The 8,036-nt window shown below is 65.6% G+C and carries 9 protein-coding genes; 1 reads left to right on the forward strand and 8 read right to left on the reverse strand.

All coding sequences use genetic code 11. The annotated features are described in order from the left end of the window. From G3N92_RS27720 to clpS, 3 genes are all read right to left on the reverse strand, one after another. On the reverse strand, positions 1 to 256 hold a 256-nt coding region (locus G3N92_RS27720), incomplete at its 3' end, for a hypothetical protein (RefSeq protein ID WP_206130777.1). A gap of 190 nt (positions 257 to 446) precedes the next feature. Continuing rightward, on the reverse strand, positions 447 to 2,744 hold the full coding sequence (clpA, locus tag G3N92_RS27725) for an ATP-dependent Clp protease ATP-binding subunit ClpA (RefSeq protein ID WP_206130778.1): 2,298 nt from the start codon (positions 2,742 to 2,744) through the stop codon (positions 447 to 449). Beyond that, positions 2,741 to 3,055: an ATP-dependent Clp protease adapter ClpS gene (gene clpS, locus G3N92_RS27730; protein WP_206130779.1), complete on the reverse strand. Its 315-nt coding sequence runs from the start codon at positions 3,053 to 3,055 to the stop codon at positions 2,741 to 2,743. The genes clpA and clpS overlap by 4 nt, the downstream gene beginning before the upstream one ends. A 530-nt stretch (positions 3,056 to 3,585) precedes the next feature. On the opposite strand from clpS, the gene G3N92_RS27735 reads away from it, so the two are divergent. Beyond that, positions 3,586 to 3,789 (forward strand): cold-shock protein, encoded by a 204-nt coding sequence (locus G3N92_RS27735; protein WP_206130780.1) that lies wholly within the window; start codon positions 3,586 to 3,588, stop codon positions 3,787 to 3,789. 95 nt (positions 3,790 to 3,884) lie between these two features. On the opposite strand, the gene G3N92_RS27740 is transcribed toward G3N92_RS27735, so the two are convergent. The 5 genes from G3N92_RS27740 to G3N92_RS27760 form a co-directional block, all read right to left on the reverse strand. Then, on the reverse strand, positions 3,885 to 5,480 hold the full coding sequence (locus G3N92_RS27740; protein WP_206130781.1) for a multicopper oxidase family protein: 1,596 nt from the start codon (positions 5,478 to 5,480) through the stop codon (positions 3,885 to 3,887). A 79-nt stretch (positions 5,481 to 5,559) separates the two neighbouring features. Then, positions 5,560 to 5,925 carry a response regulator gene (locus tag G3N92_RS27745; RefSeq protein WP_206130782.1) on the reverse strand — a complete coding sequence of 122 codons (366 nt, stop codon included), beginning with the start codon at positions 5,923 to 5,925 and terminating at the stop codon, positions 5,560 to 5,562. A 27-nt stretch (positions 5,926 to 5,952) separates the two neighbouring features. Then, complete coding sequence (locus G3N92_RS27750) at positions 5,953 to 6,915, reverse strand: chemotaxis protein CheX (RefSeq protein WP_206130783.1); 963 nt, start codon at positions 6,913 to 6,915, stop codon at positions 5,953 to 5,955. Between the two features lie 26 nt (positions 6,916 to 6,941). Next, complete coding sequence (locus G3N92_RS27755) at positions 6,942 to 7,469, reverse strand: hypothetical protein (RefSeq protein WP_206130784.1); 528 nt, start codon at positions 7,467 to 7,469, stop codon at positions 6,942 to 6,944. Then, positions 7,466 to 8,036 (reverse strand): methyl-accepting chemotaxis protein (locus G3N92_RS27760; protein ID WP_206130785.1); only part of this gene is annotated, 571 nt, incomplete at its 5' end. The genes G3N92_RS27760 and G3N92_RS27755, both read right to left, overlap by 4 nt.

Consider the following 8,036-nt stretch of genomic DNA (forward strand, 5'->3'; position numbering starts at 1 on the left):
TGTCCGCGCCGCGCGGCAACGCCGGCCCGGCCGGCGCGAAGCGCAACGCGCCGCTGCCGGCCAGCGCCGAGCGCGACGACAAATACGTACCCGGTGCCACGATTTCCGCGAGGCCCGGCGCCTCGCGCGGCGGCGCGCCGGCGTGCGCTGCGCTCCAGGCCGGCCAGGCCAGCAGCAATGCGCCGATCGCGGCTTCCCAACGCCGCCACGCCGCGCGCCGCGACGCGAATTCCGTCTCCCCGATCTTGTGATTCATTGCGTGCGGATTCGATCCGCGCCCCGTTGCTCTCGACTGCCGCGCCTCGCCCGTAGCGAGCGCGATCTGTTGTTGTGTGTGCGCCAAAAACGCCAGCCTCCCTGCCACCGTCCGTACGCGCGCGCAGGCGCCGGACAAAATAAAACGGCGCGGGAAGCTCCCGCGCCGTTCGCTCACGCGTTGCCGCGTGTCATTCCACTTCGACCGTCTCCTCGCTCGGCTTCGGCGGCTCCGCCGAATTGTCGAACGACAGTTGCACGACTTCCTTCTCGTCGACGTCGACCGTCACGCGGCCGCCGCTCACGAGCTTGCCGAACAGCAGTTCGTCGGCCAGCGCACGACGGATCGTGTCCTGGATCAGACGCTGCATCGGCCGCGCGCCCATCAGCGGATCGAAGCCGTTCTTCGCGAGGTACTTGCGAAGCGCATCGGTGAACAACGCATCGACCTTCTTCTCGTGCAGCTGATCTTCCAGCTGGATCAGGAACTTGTCGACCACGCGCATGATGATTTCCTCATCGAGCGAGCGGAAGCTGATCGTCGAGTCGAGACGGTTGCGGAATTCCGGCGTGAACAGGCGCTTGATCTCGCCCATTTCGTCGCCGACTTCGCGCCGCGTCGTGAAACCGATCGTGCCCTTCTGCATCGATTCGGCGCCCGCGTTCGTCGTCATGATGATGATGACGTTGCGGAAATCCGCCTTGCGGCCGTTGTTGTCGGTCAGCGTGCCGTGATCCATCACCTGCAGCAGCACGTTGAAGATGTCCGGATGCGCCTTCTCGATTTCATCGAGCAGCAGCACGCAATGCGGCTTCTTCGTGACGGCTTCGGTCAGCAGGCCGCCCTGGTCGAAACCGACATAGCCCGGCGGCGCGCCGATCAGCCGGCTCACCGCATGACGCTCCATGTATTCCGACATGTCGAAGCGGATCAGCTCGATGCCGAGCGTGAACGCGAGCTGACGCGCCACTTCGGTCTTGCCGACGCCGGTCGGGCCGGAGAACAGGAACGCGCCGATCGGCTTGTCGAGCTTGCCGAGGCCGGCCCGCGCCATCTTGATCGCGGCGGCGAGCGCGTCGATCGCCGGATCCTGGCCGAACACGACGCTCTTCAGGTCGCGATCGAGCGTTTGCAGCTTGCTGCGATCGTCCTGCGACACGCTTTGCGGCGGGACGCGGGCGATCTTCGAGATGATTTCCTCGATCTCCGACTTGCCGATCGTCTTCTTCTGCTTCGACTTCGGCAGGATCCGCTGGGCGGCGCCCGCTTCGTCGATCACGTCGATCGCCTTGTCCGGTAGATGGCGGTCGGTGATGAAGCGCGCCGACAATTCAGCGGCGGCCGACAGCGCACCCGACGAATACTTGACGCCGTGGTGTTCCTCGAAGCGCGACTTGAGCCCGCGCAGGATCGCCACCGTCTGCTCGACCGACGGCTCGTTGACGTCGACCTTCTGGAAGCGCCGCGACAGCGCCGCATCCTTTTCGAAGATGCCGCGGTATTCCGTGAAGGTGGTCGCGCCGATGCACTTCAGGTTGCCCGACGACAACGCCGGCTTCAGCAGGTTCGACGCATCGAGCGTGCCGCCCGACGCGGCGCCCGCGCCGATCAGCGTATGAATTTCGTCGATGAACAGGATCGCGTGCGGACGCTCCTTGAGCTCCTTGAGCACCGTCTTCAGACGCTGCTCGAAGTCGCCGCGGTATTTCGTGCCCGCCAGCAGCGCGCCCATGTCGAGCGAGAACACCTGCGCATTCGCGAGGATGTCCGGCACTTCGCCGCGCGTGATGCGCCAGGCGAGGCCCTCGGCGATCGCCGTCTTGCCGACACCGGCCTCGCCGACCAGCAGCGGGTTGTTCTTGCGGCGGCGGCACAGCACCTGCACCACGCGCTCGACCTCGGTTTCGCGACCGATGAGCGGATCGATGCGGCCGTCCTTCGCCAATTGATTGAGATTCTGCGTGAACTGCGCGAGCGGCGTTTCCTTCTGCGCGTTCGGATCTTCCGACTCGGGCGTGCCTTCGCCGGCCTTCGCCGCATCGGCGTTGCCCGTTTTCGCGATACCGTGCGAAATGAAGTTCACGACGTCGAGGCGCGTGACGCCCTGCTGTTGCAGGTAGTAGACCGCGTGCGAATCCTTCTCGCCGAAGATCGCCACCAGCACGTTCGCGCCGGTCACTTCCTTCTTGCCGTTCGAGGTCGACTGCACATGCATGATCGCGCGCTGAATCACGCGCTGGAAACCGAGCGTCGGCTGCGTGTCGACGTCTTCGGTGCCCGGCACGGTGGGCGTGTTGTCATGGATGAAGTTGCGCAGGTTCTGGCGCAGGTCTTCGATGTTCGCCGCGCACGCTCGCAACACCTCGGCTGCTGTCGGGTTGTCGAGCAACGCGAGCAACAGGTGTTCGACCGTAATGAATTCGTGCCGCGCCTGGCGCGCTTCCATGAACGCCATGTGCAGGCTGACTTCCAATTCCTGGGCAATCATGCTTCCTCCATCACGCACTGCAGCGGATGCCCTGCCTGCCGCGCATGGGTAACGACTTGCTCAACTTTGGTCGACGCGATGTCTCGCGTATAGACCCCACATACCCCCCGCCCATCGCGATGAACCTTGAGCATGATCTGCGTCGCGGTTTCGCGATCCTTCTTGAAGTACTCCTGAACCACCATCACGACGAATTCCATCGGGGTGAAATCGTCGTTCAGCAGCACCACCTTGTACATCGAAGGCGGCTTCAGTTTCTGCTCGTTGCGTTCCAGGACGGTGTTGTCCTGCTTGTCCGGGATAATCGCCATACACCCATTCTAAACAACTCGGACAGGCCCGCAATCCTGTCATAAACCAGCCTTGCGGCCGGCGCCGTTCTGCATGCATGCTCACAGACTCGAACGCTGCGCACGGCGCGGAAACCGGCTCGCGGCGCCGGCTTCCGATCGTGCCCGCGACGCCGGAAATGCTCCGTGCCGCAACGCGTGGATCGAGTATCCCATATTCCCGGAAAGCTCGACGGGCTGTCGTCCGGTTCTGGTATATGGGCCGATTATGGGGCTTTTCAAGCACCTTCGCTTGGCGTGCGTATGACACTGCAAAGCGGGATAAACCCTGAAGATGGGTTCTTTACAACGGCCCCCAAACCCCCGACAAATTCCTCTTGACACCCAAATAAAGAGCGCCAACAATCAAGCTGGCACTTTTTTCAATTTGTCTTTTATGACGCTGAAAAGTAGGCCGAGGTGAGCTTGTGAGGGGGGAACGGCTGCATTTTCCGGTCGTTTAGCTTTTCGAGCGTGCTCGTGGTAACGACTGAGTGACAGGGGAAGTAGGCATGGCAACTGGTATCGTCAAGTGGTTCAACGACGCGAAAGGCTTCGGTTTCATTACGCCCGATGAAGGCGGCGAAGATCTGTTTGCACATTTCTCGGCTATCACCATGGCGGGTTTCAAGACCCTCAAGGAAGGCCAGAAAGTGAGCTTTGATGTGGTTCAAGGCCCGAAGGGCAAGCAAGCTTCGAATATTCAGGCAGCCTGAGCGCAGTACTGAATTCGACAAAAACCCGGCTCCGAGCCGGGTTTTTTTTGCGCCGCCGTTCCCGTGCCCGCGCCCTTCCGGGCCGCGGGCAGCGTTCACACCACGCGCAGCGTGCCCATCATGCCGAGATCCTCGTGCTCGAGGATATGGCAATGGAACATCCGGTCGCCGGCCTCGTGCTGGACGGTCGCGATCCGCACCGTCTCGCCCTTGCGCACGTTGACGGTATCGCGCCAGGCCCGAAACGGCTCGGCCGTGCGCCGGCCGCGATATTCGCGCTCGATCACCTGAAACTGCGTGCCGTGCAGATGGAACGGGTGATCCATGTCGGTCGTGTTCGCGATCGACCACCATTCGACGTCGCCGCGCCGGCTCGTCAGCGTCGCGCGATGCGGCGCGAATACCTGGCCGTTCACCATGAACCGCATCCCGGCCGGCCGCTGACCCGGCGCGGTACGCATCATCGCGTCCATGTCCATCGCCTCGCCGAATGTCACGGTCTTGCGCGCCACTGGCCGGCCGAGCGGCGGCACCGCACGCAGCGTGGCCGGCACGGCGCGCGCGGCGGCCGGGGCGAAGCGCACGTCGGCCAGCGGCAGCGGCGGATCGGCCGGCAGGGACGGATCGTCGTCGTCCGACATGGCCATCGCCATCTTGCTGCGGTCGTAGGTGTCGGCCCGCAGCACGGCCTGCCCGGCGCGCTCGCCGGCGCGCACCAGCAGCTCGGCGCGTTCGCCCGGCGCCAGCACCAGCGACGTCATGCGGCGCGGCTGCGCGAACAGGCCGCCATCGGTGCCGACCTGCTCGAAGCCGCGGCCGTCGTCGAACGCGAGGTTCAGATAGCGCGCGCTGCAGGCGTTCCAGACGCGCCAGCGCTCGTCCTGCGCGACCTCGATACGCGGCCGGCGCGCGCCGTTCAGCAGCGCGAACTGCCCTTCGCGGCCGTTCATCCAGTCCATCATGTCGTCGGGCACGATCGTGCCGTCGCGCGCCAGCTTCAGGTCGGAGACGAACAGATGCCGCTCGGGCCAGCCGGCCAGCGGATCGTCGGCCGCGCGCACCACGATGGGGCCGGCCAGGCCGCGAAACACCTGCTCGGCCGTGAAGTTGTGCGGATGGGGGTGATACCAGTAGGTACCGGCGCTGCCCTTCGGCAACGTGAACCGGTAAGTGCGCGACGCGCCCGGCTCGATCAGCGCGAGCGGGTTGCCGTCCTGATCGGGCGGCACCGGCAGGCCGTGCCAGTGCATCGTGGTCGGCTGCGGCAGACGGTTGACGACGCGGATCTCGACGGCATCGCCTTCCTGCAGCGCGATCAGCGGGCCGGCCACGGCGCCTTCGGCGGCATCGCCGTAAAGCCACATCGGCGTGGGTTGCGCGCCGGGCAGCAACTGGCGCGCAACCGGCTGCGCGACCAGCGTGGCCTGAAACCGGCCCGGCACGCGGCTTTCGTTGGCGAGCACGCGCAACGGCGCGAGCGGCGCACCGGCCGGCAGCGCATCGGCCGCCGCCAGCGTCATGTCGGGCGGCGGCGCGGCAGCGCCCGCATCGTGCATGCCGGCCATGCCCGCCATGCCGCCCGTCATCCCCTGCATGCCGTGCATGGCATGCGACTGCGCGAACGCCGCGCGCGCGAAGGCCAGCGTGGCCGCGGCCCCGCACGCGTGACGAAGAAATTGCCTGCGTAGCATCGATCGAATCCCGAATCAGCGAAGCGACGACGATACACCAGCAGCGCGCCATGCGAGCGGCACGGCGCGCATCGGAGCCTCAGCTCGAGAGCTTGCGGAACGTCTCGAGCACGGCGTCGCCGCGGAACGGCTTGACGATCCAGCCGCGCACGCCGGCGGCCTTGCCGCGTTCCTTCATGGCCGGGCTGCTTTCGGTCGTCAGCATCACGACGTTGACGGCCGCGTTGCCCAGTTCGCTGCGGATCTTCTCGACCATCGTCAGGCCGTCCATGTTCGGCATGTTCACGTCGCTGACCACGAGCTTGATGCCCGGGTTCGTCTTCAGCTTCGCGAGGCCGTCCTTGCCGTCCACCGCCGTATCCACTTCCAGCCCGTTCTTGCGCAGGAAGCCTGCCACTTCGTCGCGCACCGTGCTCGAATCGTCCACCACCAGAATCTTTGCCATGTCTGTTATCCGTTTGTCGCTTGTCACTTAAAACCAGTCGAGTTCACCCGCTTCAACCATTTCGCCCACCGCCTGCGCATGGTCGTCGAACGATTCCGGCGACCACTGCAGGCTGAACACGAAACGCTGATGGATCGTTATGGTGCGGCCCGACGCTTCGTCCGTCACCTGATACTGGAAGCACAGCTGCGGGTTTTCCGACCCGAACGAGATGTACTTCTGCTTGTGATTGATCAGCAGCGGCACCTGCACGTTGCTGGCCGAGGGCACCGCGGCGCTGCCGAGGAAGCGATCCTTGAATGCGCCCCACACGAGATTCGTCAGCTCGCCGAGCACGCCGTTCAGATCGCGGAAATCGGGCTCGCGCTCGTCCGGATGCATCGCGGCGACGAAGTCCAGCATCGGCTGCTCGTCGGCCTGCATCATCATGTAGCCGCGGCACCACGCGCTTTCCAGCGGGATCAGGCTGAACACTTCGCCGTAGATGATGTTGTCGCGCACGATGCACGGCGTTTCGCATTCGATCGTCATGCCGCGGAAAATCGTGCCGAGGCGCGATTCCGTGATCTCCTCGATGCCGCGCACCAGCGCGTTCGGGTAGGCCAGGCTGAACAGGTATTCGTCGACGGCGCGGCGCAGCGGTTCGAGATCGGGCAGCGCGAAGCTCGCGCAGGCCACCCGCTTGAATGCTTCGTGCAACGTATCTTCGGCGCTGCCGTCGGCGCGGCGCACGATGATCGGCAGCTCGGGACGCAGCGCGTCGATCTGCGCGGCCACGGCGGCGGCCTCGTCGACCGAACCGCCGTAATCGGCGGCCAGCAGCACCGCGCCGAGGTCGATGTTCGAGCGCAGCACCTTCAGCAGGCGGTTGCGGCGCGCCTTCAGCCCGACGAGATGATGCTCGTCGCAGAACTGCCGGATCGCGTCCATGTGGACATCGCTGTCGTCGAGCACCAGCACCTTGCTGACGGGCGTATCGTGGGTCGTCATCACTTCTCCTGCCGGTTATCCGTTCATCAAAACATTTCGAGTTCGCCCACGCCTTCGTCGACGTCGCGCACGTCGGCGACGAAATCGATCGGCGCGTTCGCGCACACGCACAGCGTGGCGGACAGCCATACGCTGCCGCCGACCGTCAGGTCGTAGGCAGCCAGGAAATCCGGCTTCAGTTCGGCGAGATGCCCGGCGCTCGCCCCGTTCAGGCGGTACGGCGTCGACATCCCGAGGTCGGGAAAATGCTCGACGAGCGCCTGGTTGACGGCCCCGCAGCACAGGTTCGCCACTTCCAGGAACGCCTCGCGCAGCGAACGCTGCGGCGTCGCGCCGGTATAGAACGCGCGCGTCGCGTCGTCGTCGCGGTAATGCAGCAGCAACAGCAGGCGGAAATTCACCGACGAAATCGTCAGCACCACGGCCTCGACGCCGCGCGACGTGTCCGGCTTCTCGCGCGTGGTGATCTCGCAGGACGAATCGTTGGAGAGCCGCCCGCGCGCCGCGCTGAAGAAGATGCGCTCGAAGCTCTCGATCGCGCCCGCACCGATCACGCCGCGCTCCGTTCGAGTCGGTCGCGCAGTTGCGTCGCGAGGGCGTCGACGTTACCGAGCGAGGCCGTGATCATCTTGCCGCCGGCCTGGATGTCCTGGAACGTGGCGGTGGTCACGAGGTCGTTGCGGTTCAGGCTGTCCTGGTAGCTCTTCGACAGCTCCTGCGAGCGCGAGGCCAGCGATCGCACTTCGCTCGCCACGATCGAGAAGCCGCGCCCGGCGGTGCCGGCGCGCGCCGCCTCGATCGACGCGTTCAGCGACACGATCAGCACGTGCGCGACGATCGACGACAGCTCATGATTCTTCGCGTGCATGTCCTGGTTCTGCGTCATCAGCGAAGCCATCTGTTCGTGCCAGCGCTCGAACGTGCCGGTCAGGCCGCGCAGCCGCGCCGCCTCGCCGGCGATCCGCTCGGCCAGCGCCGCGCTCGCATCGCGCTCGCCCACGGCGGCGGCAAGTTCGGCCCGCACCCCGGCGATCTGCGTCGACGCCTCCTCGAGCGATTCGGCCAGCGACTGCTCGCGCGCGGCCGCGCCGTCCTCGGCGTCGGCGCTGCGGCGCGTCCAG

It is taken from the genome of Burkholderia sp. Ac-20379 (genome assembly GCF_017104645.1).
Taxonomy (GTDB): Bacteria; Pseudomonadota; Gammaproteobacteria; order Burkholderiales; family Burkholderiaceae; genus Burkholderia.

Excerpts from the sequence above, each read along its gene's own strand:
- G3N92_RS27740 (WP_206130781.1), bottom strand. The coding sequence starts at position 5,480 with ATGCTACGCAGGCAATTTCTTCGTCACGCGTGCGGGGCCGCGGCCACG.
- clpS (WP_206130779.1), bottom strand. The coding sequence starts at position 3,055 with ATGGCGATTATCCCGGACAAGCAGGACAACACCGTCCTGGAACGCAAC.
- G3N92_RS27750 (WP_206130783.1), bottom strand. The coding sequence starts at position 6,915 with ATGACGACCCACGATACGCCCGTCAGCAAGGTGCTGGTGCTCGACGAC.
- clpA (WP_206130778.1), bottom strand. The coding sequence starts at position 2,744 with ATGATTGCCCAGGAATTGGAAGTCAGCCTGCACATGGCGTTCATGGAA.
- G3N92_RS27735 (WP_206130780.1), top strand. The coding sequence starts at position 3,586 with ATGGCAACTGGTATCGTCAAGTGGTTCAACGACGCGAAAGGCTTCGGT.
- G3N92_RS27745 (WP_206130782.1), bottom strand. The coding sequence starts at position 5,925 with ATGGCAAAGATTCTGGTGGTGGACGATTCGAGCACGGTGCGCGACGAA.